This window comes from Emergencia timonensis (assembly GCF_900086585.1).
In the GTDB taxonomy this organism is placed as follows: Bacteria; Bacillota; Clostridia; order Peptostreptococcales; family Anaerovoracaceae; genus Senimuribacter; species Senimuribacter timonensis.
On the sequence record NZ_FLKM01000009.1, the window covers coordinates 847,071 to 864,606 of the forward strand.

Genomic DNA, 17,536 nt, shown 5'->3' on the forward strand with positions numbered 1-17,536 from the left:
CCTTGTTATAGAGCAAACTTAAATTACATTCCACAAATCTTTAAGGAGGTGAAAGGATGACAAACATCAAAAAAATCAGCATCGCTGGAGCGGGCACAATGGGTTCGTCTATGGCTGAGACCTTTGCGAAATATGGATACGAGGTGACCCTCTTTGACATATTTGAGGAAGCTCTGGCAAAGGCTGAGCGGCTCATCGAAATTAATCAGAAGACGGAAGTTGCAGAAGGACTGGTATCTGAGAATAAATCAAAAGAGCTGATGGGACGTATCAAATATACTGCAGATATGGGAAATCTTGCCGATGCAGACATCGTCATTGAGGCGATTTTGGAAAAAATCGAGGTAAAGCATGACTTTTGGAGAAAACTGTCAAAGCAGGTCAATAAGGACGTGATTTTGGCAAGTAACACGTCGGGACTTTCCATTACGAATATCGCCCAGGTGGTAGAGAGACCGGAACGCTTTGCAGGCATGCACTGGATCAATCCGCCGCACATCATTCCATTGATCGAGGTCATCAAAGGGGAGAAAACATCTGATGAGACGACTGCTGCTGTCTACGCTTTGGCAGAAGCGGTGGATAAGAAGCCAGTCATCGTCAAAGACGCCCCGGGCTTTGCACTTAACAGAATACAGCTGGCGATTCTAAGAGAATGCCTGTATATCGTCGAAGAAGGCATTGCGACGCCAGAAGACGTAGACCGGGTGATGAAATACGCCCTTGGCGTACGGTATGCATGCCTGGGGCCTTTCGAGGTTTCGGATCACGGAGGACTAGACATCTTTTACAACATCGCATCGTATCTGTTCGAAGACCTTTGTGACGAAAAGAAGCCTTTCGGCCTGCTGGCGGAAGCCTTTGATAGGGGGCAGTACGGTGTAAAATCCCAGCGTGGATTCTACGACTACAGCGACGGAAAAGACGAGGAATCGATTATGTACAGAGATCAAATGTATACGAAGGTATCTAAATGTCTATTTGGAGAATCATAGAGGAGGTAGAATATGAGTAATGTAAAAACTGCAATTGTAACAGGCGCGGCCAGCGGTATCGGACTGGCAATCACAGAAGCCCTCACAGAAGACGGGGTCAAGGTGGTTATGGCGGACATCAACGAGGAAGCTTTGATTTCTCATTCCAGACGATTGGGATGCCAATACAAAGTCACCAACCTGACCCTCCGAGAGGACTGCAAAGGATTAGTAGACTATACCATTAAAAATAACGGACGCATAGATATCCTGGTAAATGTTGCAGGAATTCAAAATGTGTGCCCTATTGAAGAATTCCCTGAAGACAAATGGGACTTGATTATATCGCTGATGCTTACCGCACCGTTCCTTATGACAAAATACGCTTGGACTTCCATGAAAGAAAACGGATGGGGAAGGATCATCAACATCAGTTCTATTCACGGCCTAGTCGCATCTGAATTCAAATCCGCCTATATTTCTGCAAAGCACGGTCTAATCGGGTTGACCAAGACGGCGGCGTTGGAAGGTGGGCCACAGGGAATTACCTGTAACGCTATTTGTCCGGCTTATGTGAGAACGCCGCTGGTAGAAAAACAGATTGCGGACCAGGCAAAACATCACGGAATCAGTGAAGAAGAAGTATTAACCAAGATCATGCTCCAGAAAGCGGCTGTAAAGAAGACCATCGATCTAAAAACGATCGGTGAGGCTGTCAAATTCCTTTGCAGCGATAACGCAGATACGATTACTGGCATCGCACTGCCTCTTGACGGCGGCTGGGTTGCTGGCTAAATGCAAGAAGGGGTTTGGGATGCATTTGTCGTGAACGTTATGATTGATAATTAAGAAGAGGAGAGAAAAATGATAGGAGTTATAGGAATTATATTATCATTAGGATTGCTCATATACCTGGCGTATAGAGGATGGTCCATTATTTTACTGGCCCCGATCCTTGCTTTGCTGGCATCAGCCTTTGCGATCTTCGAAGGAGGAGACTTCCACGGACTGGCGATTTATACAGAGGCCTTCATGACCAGCTTAGGCAACTACGTGAAAGCCTACTTCCCAATTTTTATGCTGGGTGCTATATTTGGAAAACTGATGGATGCATCAGGCTCTGCAGATGCCATTGCAACCTTCATTTCTGAAAAAGCAGGCAAAGGCAAAGAGCTGTGGGCTATCGTTTTGGCTTGCGCGGTTATCACTTATGGAGGCGTGTCTCTGTTTGTCGCGGCCTTCGCTATTTATCCAATCGGCGCGGCACTGTTCAGACAGGCAGGAATTCCGAAGAGAATCTTACCTCCGGCCATTGCTCTTGGCGCTTTCACTTTCACAATGACAGCTATTCCAGGAACGCCGCAGATTCAAAATGCGATACCGATGCAGTACTTTGGAACAGACGGTTTTGCAGCTCCGATTCTGGGTATCATCGCAGCAGCAATCATGCTCTTTGGCGGCATGCTCTGGCTTACATGGAGAAAGAATAAAGCTATGGCAGCTGGCGAAGGTTACGGTGAACATAAAGAGGAAAAACTGACGATTATGGACAGAGAAAAACTGCCGCCGTTTGGAATTGCCATTGCACCGATTATCCTGGTCATCGCCAGCAACTATATTTTCTCAAAATTTATCTTTCAAGATATGGATGCATCCTATCTTGAACAGTACGGAACTACTCTGTCAAAGGTCATCGGAGACTGGTCCCTGATCGTCTCACTGATTATCGGCGTACTGGTGGCCATTATCTGTAATTACAAAAGAATGGGCAGTGTAGTGGAAGTATTAAAGGAAGGTGTAGCAGGATCGTTTTTGGCAATTATGAACACGGCGTCAGAGGTAGGATACGGAAATGTAATTAAGACTTTGGCCGGATTCACCATTCTTGCCAACGTAATGTTAAACACCTTTGAAAATCCGCTTATCGGCGAGGCTATTTCATCTTCGGTTCTCGCCGGAATTACAGGGTCTGCCTCTGGAGGACTTTCCATCGCGCTTGAAACCTTTGCTCCGACCTTCCTGGAAAGAGCGGGAGAGGCAGGAATCAGTCCGGAGGTACTGCACAGAGTTGCATCGGTTGCCTGCGGAGGCATGGATACTCTGCCACATAATGGAGCAGTTATCACCCTGCTGGCGGTTACGGGTATGTCTCATAAGCAGTGTTACCTCAACATTGGAATGTGTACAGTTATTATTCCGCTGATCTCATGTGCCGTTATCATCGCACTGGGTTCAATCGGTATAGTCTAGGAGATAAATGAAGGAGAAAACAGATGATTAACAAAATCAAGACTGCTGACGAAGCAGTTTCCGGCATCAAAGACGGTATGACAATCATGGTCGGCGGATTCCTCGGAACAGGAACACCAGAATGCCTGATCGATGCACTGGTAAAAAAGGGCGTAAAGCATTTGACTGTAATCGGTAACGATGGAGGCCTTCCCGTCGGTACATATGGGGCAAAGACTGCCAGAGGCATCGGTAAGCTGCTGGAAGCAGGCATGGTAGACCATATCATCGCTTCCCACGTAGGCATGAATCCGCTGATCGGTGACGGCATGGTAGCCGGAACCCTCAAGTGCACACTGGTTCCGCAGGGAACCCTGGCTGAGAAGATCAGAGCGGCAAACTACGGACTGGGCGGCGTTCTGACACCGACCGGCGTCGGCACACCGATGGAAGAAGAGCTGGACGAACTGGACAGACCGAAGAAGGTTCTCGAAATCGAAGGCAGAAAATATCTTCTGGAAATGCCGCTCCGAGCTGACTACGCACTGTGCAGAGCGTCTATCTGTGACAAGTTTGGCAACTTCAGATGTGATAAAGCGACAAAGAACTTCAACTATGTGATGGCTGGCGCTGCTGACCACGTAATCCTGGCGAGCGAAAAGGTCGTAGAGATCGGCGAAGCAGATCCGGATACATTTGTAGTTGCAGGTGTTGTTGTAGATACGATCGTGGAAGGAGAACCAAAATGGCAGATTTAAAACAGAGAATTGCGAAAAGATGCGCAAAAGAATTTAAAGACGGAGATTTCGTAAACCTGGGTATCGGTCTTCCTACGATGGTTGCAAACTACATTCCGGATGATATCGTAGTCACACTGCACTCCGAAAACGGATTCGCAGGACTTGCTGAGGCGGCTGAACCAGGTAAAGAAGATGTAGACATCATCAACTCCGGCGGCGCTTATGTAACCACTGTAGACAGAGTCAACTACTTTGACACAGCTACCAGCTTCGGTCTTGTAAGAGGCGGACACGTTGCGGCAACGGTTCTGGGCGCTATGGAAGTGGCAGAGAACGGGGACCTGGCTAACTGGATCGTTCCGGGCAAGAAGGTTGCCGGCATGGGCGGCGCTATGGACCTGGTAGTTGGTGCCAGGGAGTGCATCATCGTCATGCTGCACACACAGAAAGGTGCACACAAAATCCTAAAGAAGTGTACGCTTCCGCTGACAGCACCTGCATGTGTGAACAAGATCATCACAGAGATGGGCGTCATGGAAGTGACACCGGAAGGCCTGGTTGTAACAGAATTACATCCGGATTATTCGAAAGAAGACATTCAGGCGGCTACAGGATGTGAGCTGATTTTCAGTCCGAACCTGAAGCCGATGAAAGAATAAAACCTTAATTACGCGGAAATCCCCGCATCTATATACCGTGCGGGGATTTTTCTTTTATACAAATACATACTGTACCAGTACCATATAACAAGCTGTACCGCCCAGAATGCTGAGCAAGTTATTTCTCCGCCAGATGTGGAGGGCCGCCACCACCGCGATGGCGATGAACTGGGGCGCAAAGCCGCTGAGCGCATCAAAGGTTGTGTTTTTTAAGCAGTAGATGACCAAGATGGCGATGACAGAAAGGGGCAGCAGGTCGCCCAGCCGTCTGACCATGTGAGAGGGTTCCCCCTTGCGGCCAAAGACGACAAAAGGAAACAGCCTGGTAAAAAAGGTGAATAGGGCCACCAACAGGACGATGACCAAAGTATGGGTTACTCCTGACATTCTTCATTCGCCTCCTTTTCACGCGGTTCTTTCTCATCTGCTTTTTCTGTCTTTACGGTCCAGCCGGAAAGCAATGCCACAGCCAGAATCAGAGACGGCAGAACAAAACTGCCCGGTCCAAAGATAATCAGACAGATGACACCGGAGAAGAGACCGATATAGGTTGGAATATGGGAGTCTGCGGCCAGCCACTGTTCCGTAAAAATGACGACGAACAGCGCCGTCATGGCAAAGTCGATGCCAGTGGTGTCAAAGGGAATGATATTGCCAATCAAATTGCCTGTGACGCTGCCGATAATCCAGTAGCACTGATTCATAGCAGACATGAGAACCATAGTCTTCTTCTCATTCAAACCAGACGGAAACGTGGTGCCGCAAAACAACGAATAGGTCTCGTCTGTCAGTGAAAAAATCATGTAGGGACGAGCCTTCCCCAGAGTCTTAAATCGTTCAATAAATGAAATACCGTAAAACATGTGCCGGCTGTTCACAGACAAGGTCATCAAGATGACTGACAGCAGTGAAATACCGCCGCCCAGAAATGTGACCATAACGAACTGCATAGAACCGGCGTAGACGATAGTACTGATTAAAAGTGCCCAGGGCCAGCCAAAACCGGCCTGCTGCAGCAGAATACCAAAAGCGATGCCCAGGGTGATGTAGCCCAGCAAAATAGGGATGGTACGTTTAAATGCAAAATTTAGTTCTTTCATGCGCTGTCTCCCTTACAAAATATCTAACCTATACGATAAAGAAAATCGCGTAAAATGTCAACAAGAAAACAAAAAACAGGCAAGGCGCTGCTTTAAAAATGGTAATGTCTTAAGGAAGCGTAAAGAAAACGTCGGGATGACATCCTGTTACGATAAGTTTACGTTTTTTGGGCACATTTGCACATTCTCGCGTAACCGGATTACTGTGAGAAGGCTTCCACAGGGGGGTATATCTGATTCCGGTTATTTTTTCTATCAATTTGTCAGCCGCAAAGGCCGTTCACAATTCACAAAAGTAACCGAGAGCAGCATATCCATGGATTCTGCAGGAAATCATGTCTTATTTCAAGGCGTATGGCGGGATATGGCGTCTGATATCGCTGCAGCGTTACGCGAGATCTATTGGACAGCATCAAAAAACCTAACCTTATTGTAATCAATGCTTGGTGCGTACCCCTACCCCGTATACGTCACGCCAAGAAACGCATCATAGGAAATTATGGACATTTTCAAAAGTGCATCATACTGAAATAGAACAAAAAACAGGCAGGGCATACCGTGAAAGGTATGCCCTGTCTGCCTTAGAAATGACTTAATTGTAAATAAGTAATATGGCTATTTGTTATGGCTTGCAGTTATGCAGCCGGGTCTGCTGAAAATCTGTCTACTTTCGGCAGGTTTTCAGCTAAGAAGCAGGAAATATCATGGGAATCCAGATTTAATCCGAAATAGTTGCTGTAAACCAGCAAAAGTTCTTTGTACATTTCAATCTGCGCTGCCCTAGAGAGCGTCTTTGCAATCTGCAAATCGTAAATCTGATTCAGCCTTCTAGCTAAGATTCTGATTTCTTTTTCTCTTAAGGTCTTCATGATGCCGCCTCCTTACTTTTAATCTATATTGAATTTTACTTTTTGGTTTTCTTTGTCTATATATAGAGCAAAAGTCGTGCCAACATGAAAATGACGAATTTTCAACGTTTTTTTATAGAAGATGAAACGAAATCGTATCAAAATTTTGCTCTTTGAATTGAAATCGCATCACTGCCGTGGTATAATGGTTCCACGATCTTACGGCGTTGCCGAAGTGTAGGAACCAATGAATCATGTGCTTCGATTTTATCTTCAAAGGAATGCACATGGTATAATGGTTCCACGATCTTACGGCGTTGCCGAAGTATAGGAACCATTGAATCACGACGTCTGATTTTAATTTCAGAGGAAATGTTCCATGAAAGAGCGTCTGGAGGTTAACTTATGAGAGATACTTTTGGAATAGAAAGAGTCCTGCAACCGCGGGGAGCCGTTCCTGTGACGGCATGGAAAGTAGATAATTCAAAAAAAGTTTTGCCTAATGAAGCCAGAATTAAGGTAGAACGGGTTCACATTGAACTGGATAGCTTTCAGCAGATATGCAGTCAGTGCGATTATGATGAATCGAAAGTGATTCAAAGGATCATGGATATCATAGACAAGCGGGGAAAGCTTCACAATCCCTTCACCGACAGCGGCGGTATGCTGTATGGTCGTGTGGAAGAGATCGGCAGCCGTCTGGCAGAACAATGCGATTATCGAGTAGGCGATGAATATCTCTGTTTGGTGACACTGACTGCCCTGCCTCTATATATTGAATCAATAGAAAAGGTAGACTTTAACTATGGCCAGCTGATTGTCAAAGGTCATGCCATCGTCTTTGAAGATACGATGTACTTTGACAGCCACTTTGATGAAGACATCCGCTACCTGCTGACGGCGCTGCAAGAGGGCGGCGCCTTTTACAGCATATCTCGCAGGGTAGAAGCGGATATGAGTATCGCAATATTGGGGAAAGACCTTTTGACGGCCATGTTGTACAGCGGCGTCATACGGGACAAGCTGGGTGACCGCTGCCGCTTGCTGATGGTAATGGACGACGAAGCTTACGGCTGTATCCCGGAAGAGGAAGTGAAGCAGGTTCTCGAAGAATATGCCGATGAAGTGGTCTTTGTAGATGTTCGCAATCCGGTGGACAGTTATGCTGAAGTCGTCAAGACCATCGGGCAGATGGACATGGTGATCAACTGCATCGATAAGCTGGGGGCGGAAACCCTGAGCATTTTCATGTGCAGGAACAGAGGAACCGTGTATTTTACCGGTCTGGCCAACGGTTACATCAAAGCAATACTGGTAGCCGAGAGTATCCGTAAAAAAATCCACGCTGTGGACTTGGATCAGTATTCGGCAGACGAAATTTCTTTCACCGTATCAATTTTGAAAAAGGTCAGGAGAGAATTGAACCTGGTGGACCATTTGTACAGCAAATATTCCTTCCGACAGGATCTCAGCGCCCGCACGGCAGGCATCTTTTCACAGTATGAAGTCAGCCAGGTGGATGACTTTATTTACGCCAGCCATGTTACGGAAGCCATGCTGGAGGAACTGATCAATATTTCAAAGTATGACTGCAACGTCATCATTCAAGGCGAAACTGGCGTCGGCAAAGAAAAGGTCATGCAGTTGATTCATAAGAACAGCGGAAGAAACGACAAGCCCTGTATCAAGGTAAACTGTGCGACCATACAGGAAAACCTGGCAGAATCCGAATTTTTCGGATATGAAGCCGGCGCCTTTACCGGAGCTCAGTCCAGCGGTAAGAAAGGTTATTTCGAGCTTGCCAACAACGGCATTTTGTTTTTAGATGAAATCGGAACCTTATCACTCTCCATGCAGTCCAAGCTGCTGCGCGTACTGCAGGAGAATCAATTTTACAGAGTGGGAGGAACCAAGCAGATAAACGTCAATGTGAGGGTAATCTGCGCCAATAACATTCCGCTCATGCGGCTGGTAGAAACGGGAAGATTTCGTGAAGACCTTTATTATAGGCTGAACATCTGTAAGATTAATGTACCGCCCCTTCGGGACCGCAAAGAAGATATCTACGTTTTGACAAAAGAGTTTTTGTCCAGGTATAATAAGAAATACGGCGTGCTGAAAGAGATTGACGAGAACGGATACGCCGCCCTGCAGAGCTACGACTGGCCAGGCAACGTGAGGGAGCTTGAAAATACCGTTCATCGTATCGTGGTCAGCAGCAAAGAAAACATGATATCCGGACTAGATATTGAATCACTGCTGAACCAGAATATCTATGAAGACAATATTTTAGACGCCAAAGGCAAATTTCGCAGAGATGGGAAGATTCATTTTGACCGGGTGATGGAAGACCAGGAAAAAAAGCTGATCTCCTATGCTTTGAAGAAAGAAGGCACCACGCGAAAGGCGGCCGACTCCTTAGGCATCACCCAGGCCAAGCTGATGCGGATCAAGAAAAAATACCAGCTGTAGCGTTCAGCTGGTCTTCTGCAAGTTGTCCTCCGACACCAGAGAGAGGCGGCGCCTCCAGGCCACATAAATGAAAAAGGCGGATACGATAGTGAGCAGTGTCAGGCTGATCAGGAAACTGCCGGGGTTATTGGAAGGAGACCAGTTGTGAAGATAAAGCAGCCTGCTGCCGACCCAGGACGCGGCGGTGACTAAAGTGATGACAGGATACACGCGGGAAAAATGCTTTTCGCCGAAGAGGGTGTGTACGACGATCGGCAGCACCACGAAAAACCCGGAGGTGCATACATGGACCAAAGAACTTCCTATGACAAAGAGACTTGCCCAGTTCTGACCGTTTGCGGCACACCAGACGGAAATTTCAGCCAAGAACGTAAGAAAGATAGCAGCGCTGAAGGGGCCCTTTCGGTCGCACCAGTTCCCAAAGAGAATCGGCCCTATGATAAAGGCAATCTTATCGAGGCTGCTGCTGAGACTGAGTGTTTGGCTGCTGAGCCCCAAATAGCTGCCATAAAGGGCAAAGGTGTCCTCAAAAGCACAGAAAATAGCCATGGAGATGACAAAAACCGCCAACATGGGAAGAGAAGAATTTTTTACGTAAATGGCATCCTCTTTTATTTCTTTTGATTGACGAGCAGAAAGATAGACGCACAGCACGCTGCCCAAGGGAACTAAAATTAAAATAGGGACGATTTTTCCCCAGTAGAGCAGAGAGAGAAAGAGACCTGTTACCAGGCCTTTACGATAAGTCTTGATGTTGCTTATGAGAAACGGAATGGCGAGAGCCGCAATAAAAAATAAGTAATCGAACATAAAAAATCTCCTTCATAATATATCTTGGTTATATTGTCTATTTTTCCAGGTAAAATTATACGGGATGTTTTTAAAAATTACGCAAATAGGAGGTCTGGCGATGAACTACACATATATGGTCCGATGTGCGGATGGAAGTCTCTATACTGGCTGGACCAATGATCTTGAAAAAAGAGTGAAGTGTCACAATGAAAAGAAGGGTGCAAAATATACGAAACCGCGTCTGCCAGTGTCGCTAGTGTACTTTGAAGCCTTTGACACGAAAGAAGAAGCTATGAGCCGAGAAGCCGCCATAAAGCGGCTTACGAAGGAAAGGAAGGAACTACTTGTGGCGAAGTTTGACAAATTGTGATAAAATCTAATATATGATAAATAAAAGTGAGGATGAGAAGTTGAAAAAGATTTGGAGCAAAATTTTAATCTGCTGCATGGCTCTGATGATTGCAGTGCCATCTGTCGTTACGGCTGACACGGGAATTACAGGTAAGCAGACGATTTCCATCATTTTTTCCCACGACATGCACTCCCATCTTGAAAAATTCGCTAAGATCGGAACTGTGGTGAAAGAAAAGAAAAAACAGAATAAGGCTACTTTTGTTTTGGATGGCGGCGATTTTTCTATGGGAACGCCTTACCAGACGATTTATAAATCCCAGGCATCAGAGCTGAGAATGATGGGCGCTGTTGGTTTTGACGCGACCACATTGGGCAACCATGAGTTTGATTACCGCTCAAAAGGCCTTGCCCAGATGCTGAACAGAGCAAAAAAGTCTAAAGATAAACTTCCGCAGTTGGTCATTGCCAATATTGACTGGCAGAAAACCTTGGGGGATTCTGATTTAAAGGAAGATGGAGAGAACCTTAGAACCGCTTTAGAAGATTACGGATATCAGGATTATACAGTAGTAGAAAGAGGCGGCAGCAAGATAGCCGTTTTTGGTATCTTCGGCAAAGAATCCGCCAGTTATGCGCCGGAAAGCGGGACTTATTTTAAAGACCCGGTGGAAACGGCCCGGCAGGTGGTAGAAAATATCAAAGCCCATGAGAAGGTCGATATGATTGTATGCATTTCTCACAGTGGAACGAACGAGGACGACCCTGACAAGTCAGAGGACGAAATTCTGGCCAAAGAGGTTGACGGAATCGATTTAATTATCAGCGGACACAGTCATACGGAGCTTGCGCAGCCAATTATAGTCAACGATACTGTCATCGCTTCTGCCGGTCAGTATAACGATAATCTTGGCAACGTCACTTTTCAATATAAAGATGGAAAATACCAGTTGGACAAATATAAACTGATTCCTCTGGACAAAAAAATAAAGGACGATAAATCCATTCTCGCGCTTGAAGACGAATTTAAGGATCTTGTCGACGAGGAGTATTTCTCGAAGTTCGGTTATCGCTGGAACAGCGTTTTGACCAACAATGACGTCACTTTTACGGGAATCGATACTTTTGGTTCCGAGCAGGGAGAAGATACTCTGGGAAATCTCATCGCAGACTCCTATATCTACGGCGTCAAACAGGCCGAGGGCAGCGACTATGAAAAGGTTGAGGTTGCCGTTGCGCCGGCCGGCGTCATCAGAGGGTCCTTTGACAAAGGTAAAATTACGGCTGCCGACGCCTTTAACGCCCTATCCCTGGGTACAGGGAAAGACGGCATCGCCGGTTATCCTTTGGTCAGTGTTTATTTGACAGGTGCGGAACTGAAACTGGCAGCAGAGATCGACATTTCAGTTTCCAATCTCATGCAGCCAGCCAGACTCTATTTCAGCGGTCTGTATTACGAATATAATCCCCATAGGCTGATTCTGAACAGAGCCTATGACGTGATGCTTCGCAGTGATGACGGCAGCTATATAGAACCTGAGGATGATAAACTCTATCGTGTCGTAGCTGATCTGTATTCTGCCCAGATGCTGGGGACAGTCAATTCTATGTCCTACGGGCTGTTGTCCGTAACACCGAAAGATAAAGACGGCAATGAAATCAAAAACTATGAGGATTACATCATTTATAATAAAAATGGAAGCGAGCTGAAAGAGTGGTACGCACTGGCTTCTTATATGGATCATTTTAGTGACGATCAGGTACCGGAAAAATACAGTGCGACAGAGGGAAGAAAGAAATTGAACGACAGCTGGAATCCGATTCACCTTTTGAAAAATCCGAATAAATTCTTCTGGATCATCACTGCGGCCGCAGCTTTGGTTCTTTCCTTACTGGCGCTGATTGTGATCCTGGTCGTAAGGCTTGTCAGAAGGATTCGATACGGAAAAGGAACCATCCGCAGGAAAGATATGATGTTTTCCAGACGGTAAATAATTTAAGGCAGACGAGATTAGAGCATTATAAATCGAAGCAAAAGAGGCTATCCGTAATGGACAGCCTCTTCTTTTACTTAATCTTAGAAATTGCAGCCGTTGTAACCGTTGAACTGGCAGGAGATTCCTCTTCCTCTGTTCTGGTTAGAAGACGAACTTCCACCACAGCATCCGCAAGATGATTCTTCATGCCTGCAATCGTGATCATGATCGCAATCGTTGTCTTGGTCACGTTCAGCGCCGCAGCACTTGTTTGTTACAGCGATGGTATTACCATTGCCGTCTCCGCATGTTCTGCATTTTGCGATGTCGTCGCAAGGTACATTTACGGTTTCTGCTGATGTTCTGAACAGAGTCTGACGAGTTACCTGAACGTCTACTTCAGGTTCTACAACTAAGCAACCTGTTAACATCAAGTTACACTGTCCGCAAGGATCAGTAGTAAGACATGGATTTAACAGACTTCCTTCTGCACCAAATGAGAAGTTGATCACTGGAGCGATGCCTCCCGTAGTGCAAGGCAGACAGATGGAAGATGCAGCAAATGTGCTGGTACCAGGTATGTTAACATACACTTCGTTCTTTGTAGTCATGCAGAGTTTAAATCTTCTGCTGCCGCCGCATCCGAAGACGGTACCTGTTACGGCGATTGTAAGCTTTGCTTTCCAAGGGCCTGCATTGCAGATGAGAAGGTATCCCTTCGTAGGTAATCCTCTCTCCATGCAAGTGCAATCGGAGATACGAGTCATAAGGTCGTTCGTTCCTGCCATGTATCTTTCATTGAAAAAGTCCACTTCGTCAACTGGCATTCCGTCGACGGTTACATTGCAGGCGTCCAGTTCCTGCGGACAAACAAGGTCAAAATCACTTACGATAACTTCTGTCGTTTCGATAGCAAAATTAGCGTCTTCATCTATTTCGATGTTGTTTGTGTTGCAGCCACATCCACATCCACAACCACAGCCGCAACCGTTGTTGCAGTCACAGTCATCGAAGAAAGTCAACTGCTGGTTAAAATTAGCTGCATTAGCAGTAATTTCAGTCATCAGAGGACAGGATTTCGCCTGAAGATCCGAGAAAACCTTAGTCAGATAGACCATGGATTCGTTATTCATATTACATTACCTCACTTTATTTTAAATACAACATTCTGCCTGCGAGCCCACTGGAGTACGCGTGACAGAATGTATGTAAAATAGCCTTCTGGCTATGTAATGCAGTGCATTCCTGCGAATTTGTTCCCCGTTTTGTCTTGCGATTCAAATTGGGGCAGGGGCTATATTGAGTGAGATACTATATACTATGCAGAAAGATAAATTTGGGTACAAAAAAATAAAGCGACACAAGATATTGTGTCGCTTTATTTTTTTATCTGGCTGGGGGTGGAGGAATGCAAAAAAGTGGGGTATTTTTTCAAAAAAAGCCCAAAGATTTCTTGAAAAGTGGTGAATAGTGGTGTAGAATGGAGGAAAATACAATGCAAGAACTGGAGGTAGCCGTCATATGTTCATGGGCACATATTACAATTCAATAGATGCCAAGAACAGAATGATTGTGCCCTCCAAACACAGAGATCAGCTTGGCGGTAAATGCGTAATCACAAAGGGTTTGGATAAATGTCTATACATCTATTCACTGCCGGATTGGGAAAAACAGCTGGAAAAGATTGCAGTACTGCCGGAGTCTGATCCCAAAGTAAGGGGATACATCAGACACGTCTGCGCCAATGCATTGGAATGCGACTTTGACAAACAGGGCCGAATCGTAATCCCTGCGGAGCTAAAGGAGTATGCCGGCATTGACAAAGAACTGGTGACGATGGGAGCCATGAAGAAAATCGAAGTTTGGGGTAAGGAAGTTTGGGATGCCCCGGATAACGATACCAAGATGGACGCAGATGAGTTTGCGGAATCGCTGACTCAATATAATTTTTAGAGGTTTTTATGGAGTTTAAACACACTTCCGTATTGCTGGAAGAATGCATAGATAATTTAAAAATCAATCCCGATGGCATATATGTAGATGGGACTTTGGGTGGGGGAGGACATTCCTCTAAAATTTGTGAACACCTATCTGAGAGAGGGACATTGATTGGCATTGACCGCGACCAGGATGCACTGGAAGCGGCCTCCAGGCGGCTGGAACCATATCCGTGCCGGAAATTATTTATACAGAGCAATTATGCGGATATCAAATCTGTACTTGAAGAGTTAGAAATCAGCGGCGTGGACGGCGCACTCCTCGATTTGGGCGTTTCTTCCTTTCAGTTGGACAACGCAGAGAGAGGCTTCTCATATATGCAGAACGCCCCTCTGGATATGAGGATGAGCCAGGACGAAAGTTTTACCGCCCATGAAATCGTCAACGGATATGATCAAAAGGCATTGACCGATATCATATCTAAATATGGAGAAGAAAAATGGGCTTCACGCATCGCAGCCTTTATCGTCAAGAAAAGAGAGGACAAGCCGATAGAAAGTACTTTTGAGCTGGTAGAAACCATCAAAGCAGCCATTCCAGCGGCAGCTAGAAGAGATGGTCCCCATCCGGCGAAGAGAACTTTTCAGGCGATCAGAATTGAAGTCAACGACGAACTCGGACAACTTGAGCGAGCGATGGAGGCGTTCTGCGATGTGCTTTATCCAGGTGGGAGATTATGTGTGATATCCTTCCATTCACTGGAAGACAGAATCGTAAAAGAAGTCATTAACAGGCGAGTCAATCCTTGCACCTGCCCAAAGGAATTTCCCGTCTGCATTTGTGGCAGGACAGCAGATATCAAAAAGGTATCAAAGAAACCAATCCAACCCTCAGAGGAAGAATTGGCGGAAAACCCCAGATCGCGCAGTGCAAAGCTGCGAGTCTGTGAAAAAATTTAGGAAAAGTATCTAGGAAAAAGTTTTCAAAGTATTAAGGAGAAAGTTTTGTGTAGTTTGTGAGGTAGGACGAATGAGGAATCAGGATAAGAAGCGCATGCTGACTGCAACAGTCATCATCGGCTTCATTTGTATCATTATGGTGGTGCTGGCCGCATATGCGGCAGAACTGAGAGTAGAAAACAACAGTTTAATCAATTCTAATGAAGCACTGCAAGGTGAAATTGATACACTTAGTGTAAAGATTAAAAGTGCAAACAATATTGATCATATTGAAAAAGTAGCTACGGGCAAGCTGGGTATGGTTTATCCCAGCGAGGGCGAATGCGTATATGTATCAGATGATGATGCGCCAAAAGGCAATTTTGCCATGGTGATCAAAGAACAGGCATATAATTGATAACGCAAACGTATAATAGTTCCGTAATAATTTCATAGAAGAGGCAGCCAGACAACTAAATAAGAGAACCTTGTCTGGCTTTTCATTTGGAGAAGAAAATGGCAAAAGTAAGTGGGAAAAACAAAAAGAGAATCATTATAACCTTTGGTACAGTATGCTTTGTACTGGTATTGCTGGCTTTTCGGCTGGCATGGATACAAGTTGTGAAGGCAGAAGAGTACAGTGAAATCGCAATTGACCAGCAGACCAGCGATATACCGCTGGAAGCAAAGAGGGGTTCTATCTACGATAAAAATGGAGAAGAACTGGCCACCAGCGCAGCCTGTTACACGGTATGGGCGAGGCCGTCACAGATAAAAGAAAATTATACAGAAGAACAGATCAGTAAGAAGAGCAACGAACTGGCAGTACTCCTGGACATGGACGCCAGTGAAGTCAAAGAAAAACTTGTGAAACAGCAGGCGCTGATCAAAATCGCCAAGTATCTGGATAAGGAGACCTCAGATAAAGTCAAGGATCTCGACATTACAGGTATCGAAATTGCAGAAAACACCAAGCGGTACTATCCGCTGGGAGATTCTGCTGCACACTTATTGGGAAGCGTCAACGATGATAACGAAGGCAGAAGCGGCATTGAGCAGGAATACAATGAGTATCTCAGCGGCGTGGCCGGCAGATGGATCAAGAACACCGACGTCAACGGAAATACTCTGGCCTATGGCGAAGAGCAGTATTATCAGGCGGAAGACGGCCTCAATGTAGTACTGACGTTAGACGAAGTGCTGCAGCATTATGCAGAAAAGGCATTGGCAAACGGTATGAAAGAAACCAAGGCCAATAAGATCATGTGTCTGGTAATGGACCCGAAGACAGGAGACATTCTGGCCATGGCCACCAACCCGGCTTTTAACCCCAATGATGCTACAGAACCGCAGGATAAAACAGAGCAGGCAGCTTTTGAAAAGATGTCCTCTAAGGAACAGTCAGAAGCGCTGAGCGCTATGTGGAGAAATCCCATTATCAGTGATACATATGAACCAGGTTCCACCTTCAAGCTGGTGACTACCTCCTCTGCTTTAGAAGAGGGTGTAACGACCTTGAACACCAAGTATTTTTGCAATGTAGGTTACACCGTTCCGGGAACTGGCGTTACCCTCCACTGCTGGAACACCAGGGGCCACGGCTCAGAGAATCTGATTCAGGCAGTGGGAAATTCCTGCAACCCGGTACAGATTCAGCTGGCGCTGAAAATGGGAAAAGACAGATATTACGATTACCTGGAGATGTTCGGAATCACCCAGAAGACCAATGTAGATCTTCCGGCAGAAAGTTCAGCGCAGATACAGAATAAGGATGCAATCGGAAAAGTAGAACTGGCAACCATGGCCTATGGCCAAGGCATCGCGGTGACGCCGATTCAGCTGGTAACGGCGGTCTGCGCCATCGGAAACGACGGCGTACTGATGCAGCCTAGAATGGTGAAGGAACTGACCGACTCCGACGGCAACGTGGTCAAAAATTTTGAGACGAAAGAGGTCAGAAAAGTCATTTCCTCCAAGACGGCTAGTGAAATGAGAAAAATCATGGAATACGTCGTATCAGAAGGCGGCGGCGGAAATGCCAAGATTGCAGGCTTCCGCATCGGCGGAAAGACCGGTACGGCAGATAAGGTGGAAAATGGAAAGTACGGCAGCGATACCTATTCTTCTTTTATCGGTATGGCGCCTATGGAAGACCCGCAGATGGTCGTATTAGTTGTCGTTGACAGTCCTACCGGCGTACAGTTCGGTAGTGCTACGGCAGCGCCTATCGCAAAAGAGTTCTTGGAGAACGCTTTGCCATATCTCAACGTAACGCCAAAGTATACGGAAGAAGAAGCAAAAGAAATCAAATCTGAATATGCATACGTGCCAAATGTCACGGGTAAAGGTCTCAGCGACGCCATCGGCATTCTGGGAAGCTACGGACTTGAATATGAAGTAGCGCCAAAGACCAAGAGCAAAAAAGACTTTACAGTTGTGGACCAGTACCCGAAAAAGGGCAAGAAGATAAAGAAAGGCGGAAAGGTGTACTTATACAGAGAATAGACTGGAATATAGAA

Annotated in this window: 17 protein-coding genes; 12 read left to right on the forward strand and 5 right to left on the reverse strand. The window is 45.9% G+C overall.

Translation table 11 applies throughout. From position 1 onward, the window contains the following. Window positions 1-56: 56 nt before the first annotated feature. The 5 genes from BN6539_RS14885 (at window position 57) to BN6539_RS14905 (ending at window position 4,602) form a co-directional block, all read left to right on the forward strand. A complete protein-coding gene (locus BN6539_RS14885; protein ID WP_067540254.1) occupies window positions 57-995 on the forward strand; it encodes a 3-hydroxyacyl-CoA dehydrogenase family protein in 939 nt (312 codons plus the stop codon). 12 nt (window positions 996-1,007) lie between these two features. Next, complete coding sequence (locus tag BN6539_RS14890; RefSeq protein ID WP_067540257.1) at window positions 1,008-1,769, forward strand: 3-hydroxybutyrate dehydrogenase; 762 nt, start codon at window positions 1,008-1,010, stop codon at window positions 1,767-1,769. Window positions 1,770-1,838: 69 nt separating this feature from the next. Further along, a complete protein-coding gene (locus BN6539_RS14895; protein ID WP_067540259.1) occupies window positions 1,839-3,224 on the forward strand; it encodes a GntP family permease in 1,386 nt (461 codons plus the stop codon). Between the two features lie 23 nt (window positions 3,225-3,247). Continuing rightward, window positions 3,248-3,961 (forward strand): CoA transferase subunit A, encoded by a 714-nt coding sequence (locus BN6539_RS14900; protein ID WP_067540261.1) that lies wholly within the window; start codon window positions 3,248-3,250, stop codon window positions 3,959-3,961. Next, window positions 3,949-4,602, forward strand: coding sequence for a 3-oxoacid CoA-transferase subunit B (locus tag BN6539_RS14905; RefSeq protein ID WP_067540264.1), 654 nt, complete (start codon window positions 3,949-3,951; stop codon window positions 4,600-4,602). The genes BN6539_RS14900 and BN6539_RS14905 overlap by 13 nt, the downstream gene beginning before the upstream one ends. Window positions 4,603-4,656: 54 nt before the next feature. Here the strand turns inward: BN6539_RS14905 and BN6539_RS14910 are convergent, their stop codons facing one another. From BN6539_RS14910 to BN6539_RS14920, 3 genes are all read right to left on the reverse strand, one after another. Then, window positions 4,657-4,989: a branched-chain amino acid transporter permease gene (locus BN6539_RS14910; RefSeq protein WP_067540267.1), complete on the reverse strand. Its 333-nt coding sequence runs from the start codon at window positions 4,987-4,989 to the stop codon at window positions 4,657-4,659. Next, the gene (locus BN6539_RS14915; protein WP_067540270.1) at window positions 4,977-5,702 is read right to left on the reverse strand and encodes an AzlC family ABC transporter permease; all 726 of its coding nucleotides are present in this window, start codon (window positions 5,700-5,702) and stop codon (window positions 4,977-4,979) included. The genes BN6539_RS14910 and BN6539_RS14915 overlap by 13 nt, the downstream gene beginning before the upstream one ends. Before the next feature lie 635 nt (window positions 5,703-6,337). After that, the gene (locus tag BN6539_RS14920) at window positions 6,338-6,571 is read right to left on the reverse strand and encodes a hypothetical protein (protein WP_067540273.1); all 234 of its coding nucleotides are present in this window, start codon (window positions 6,569-6,571) and stop codon (window positions 6,338-6,340) included. Window positions 6,572-6,955: 384 nt separating this feature from the next. Here BN6539_RS14920 and BN6539_RS14925 point away from each other — a divergent pair, with 384 nt between their 5' ends. After that, entirely contained in the window at window positions 6,956-9,022 is a 2,067-nt protein-coding gene (locus BN6539_RS14925) for a sigma-54 interaction domain-containing protein (RefSeq protein ID WP_067540276.1), read from the forward strand. A gap of 3 nt (window positions 9,023-9,025) precedes the next feature. On the opposite strand, the gene BN6539_RS14930 is transcribed toward BN6539_RS14925, so the two are convergent. After that, window positions 9,026-9,832 (reverse strand): hypothetical protein, encoded by an 807-nt coding sequence (locus tag BN6539_RS14930; RefSeq protein WP_067540279.1) that lies wholly within the window; start codon window positions 9,830-9,832, stop codon window positions 9,026-9,028. A gap of 100 nt (window positions 9,833-9,932) precedes the next feature. Between BN6539_RS14930 and BN6539_RS14935 the strand changes: the two genes are divergently transcribed. Both BN6539_RS14935 and BN6539_RS14940 read left to right on the forward strand, forming a co-directional pair. Further along, complete coding sequence (locus tag BN6539_RS14935; RefSeq protein ID WP_067540283.1) at window positions 9,933-10,184, forward strand: GIY-YIG nuclease family protein; 252 nt, start codon at window positions 9,933-9,935, stop codon at window positions 10,182-10,184. Between the two features lie 13 nt (window positions 10,185-10,197). Beyond that, entirely contained in the window at window positions 10,198-12,156 is a 1,959-nt protein-coding gene (locus BN6539_RS14940) for a bifunctional metallophosphatase/5'-nucleotidase (RefSeq protein WP_074038134.1), read from the forward strand. Window positions 12,157-12,242: 86 nt separating this feature from the next. Here BN6539_RS14940 and BN6539_RS14945 read toward each other — a convergent pair whose 3' ends face one another. Further along, the gene (locus BN6539_RS14945; RefSeq protein ID WP_067540288.1) at window positions 12,243-13,274 is read right to left on the reverse strand and encodes a hypothetical protein; all 1,032 of its coding nucleotides are present in this window, start codon (window positions 13,272-13,274) and stop codon (window positions 12,243-12,245) included. Between the two features lie 388 nt (window positions 13,275-13,662). Here BN6539_RS14945 and mraZ point away from each other — a divergent pair, with 388 nt between their 5' ends. The 4 genes from mraZ to BN6539_RS14965 all read left to right on the forward strand — a co-directional run bounded on the left by mraZ (window position 13,663) and on the right by BN6539_RS14965 (window position 17,522). After that, a complete protein-coding gene (gene mraZ, locus BN6539_RS14950; RefSeq protein ID WP_067540290.1) occupies window positions 13,663-14,094 on the forward strand; it encodes a division/cell wall cluster transcriptional repressor MraZ in 432 nt (143 codons plus the stop codon). An 8-nt stretch (window positions 14,095-14,102) separates the two neighbouring features. Further along, window positions 14,103-15,038, forward strand: a complete 936-nt coding sequence (gene rsmH, locus BN6539_RS14955) for a 16S rRNA (cytosine(1402)-N(4))-methyltransferase RsmH (RefSeq protein WP_067540292.1) — start codon at window positions 14,103-14,105, stop codon at window positions 15,036-15,038. 70 nt (window positions 15,039-15,108) lie between these two features. After that, window positions 15,109-15,435, forward strand: coding sequence for an FtsB family cell division protein (locus tag BN6539_RS14960; protein ID WP_067540295.1), 327 nt, complete (start codon window positions 15,109-15,111; stop codon window positions 15,433-15,435). Window positions 15,436-15,533: 98 nt separating this feature from the next. Then, complete coding sequence (locus tag BN6539_RS14965) at window positions 15,534-17,522, forward strand: penicillin-binding transpeptidase domain-containing protein (protein ID WP_067540298.1); 1,989 nt, start codon at window positions 15,534-15,536, stop codon at window positions 17,520-17,522. Window positions 17,523-17,536 lie beyond the last annotated feature (14 nt).

What these genes read in the sequence shown, in the direction of transcription:
- rsmH (WP_067540292.1), top strand. Translation starts at nt 14,103, where the DNA reads ATGGAGTTTAAACACACTTCCGTATTGCTGGAAGAATGCATAGATAAT.
- BN6539_RS14915 (WP_067540270.1), bottom strand. Translation starts at nt 5,702, where the DNA reads ATGAAAGAACTAAATTTTGCATTTAAACGTACCATCCCTATTTTGCTG.
- mraZ (WP_067540290.1), top strand. Translation starts at nt 13,663, where the DNA reads ATGTTCATGGGCACATATTACAATTCAATAGATGCCAAGAACAGAATG.
- BN6539_RS14940 (WP_074038134.1), top strand. Translation starts at nt 10,198, where the DNA reads ATGATAAATAAAAGTGAGGATGAGAAGTTGAAAAAGATTTGGAGCAAA.
- BN6539_RS14885 (WP_067540254.1), top strand. Translation starts at nt 57, where the DNA reads ATGACAAACATCAAAAAAATCAGCATCGCTGGAGCGGGCACAATGGGT.
- BN6539_RS14895 (WP_067540259.1), top strand. Translation starts at nt 1,839, where the DNA reads ATGATAGGAGTTATAGGAATTATATTATCATTAGGATTGCTCATATAC.
- BN6539_RS14935 (WP_067540283.1), top strand. Translation starts at nt 9,933, where the DNA reads ATGAACTACACATATATGGTCCGATGTGCGGATGGAAGTCTCTATACT.
- BN6539_RS14890 (WP_067540257.1), top strand. Translation starts at nt 1,008, where the DNA reads ATGAGTAATGTAAAAACTGCAATTGTAACAGGCGCGGCCAGCGGTATC.
- BN6539_RS14910 (WP_067540267.1), bottom strand. Translation starts at nt 4,989, where the DNA reads ATGTCAGGAGTAACCCATACTTTGGTCATCGTCCTGTTGGTGGCCCTA.
- BN6539_RS14925 (WP_067540276.1), top strand. Translation starts at nt 6,956, where the DNA reads ATGAGAGATACTTTTGGAATAGAAAGAGTCCTGCAACCGCGGGGAGCC.
- BN6539_RS14905 (WP_067540264.1), top strand. Translation starts at nt 3,949, where the DNA reads ATGGCAGATTTAAAACAGAGAATTGCGAAAAGATGCGCAAAAGAATTT.
- BN6539_RS14900 (WP_067540261.1), top strand. Translation starts at nt 3,248, where the DNA reads ATGATTAACAAAATCAAGACTGCTGACGAAGCAGTTTCCGGCATCAAA.
- BN6539_RS14930 (WP_067540279.1), bottom strand. Translation starts at nt 9,832, where the DNA reads ATGTTCGATTACTTATTTTTTATTGCGGCTCTCGCCATTCCGTTTCTC.
- BN6539_RS14920 (WP_067540273.1), bottom strand. Translation starts at nt 6,571, where the DNA reads ATGAAGACCTTAAGAGAAAAAGAAATCAGAATCTTAGCTAGAAGGCTG.
- BN6539_RS14945 (WP_067540288.1), bottom strand. Translation starts at nt 13,274, where the DNA reads ATGAATAACGAATCCATGGTCTATCTGACTAAGGTTTTCTCGGATCTT.
- BN6539_RS14965 (WP_067540298.1), top strand. Translation starts at nt 15,534, where the DNA reads ATGGCAAAAGTAAGTGGGAAAAACAAAAAGAGAATCATTATAACCTTT.
- BN6539_RS14960 (WP_067540295.1), top strand. Translation starts at nt 15,109, where the DNA reads ATGAGGAATCAGGATAAGAAGCGCATGCTGACTGCAACAGTCATCATC.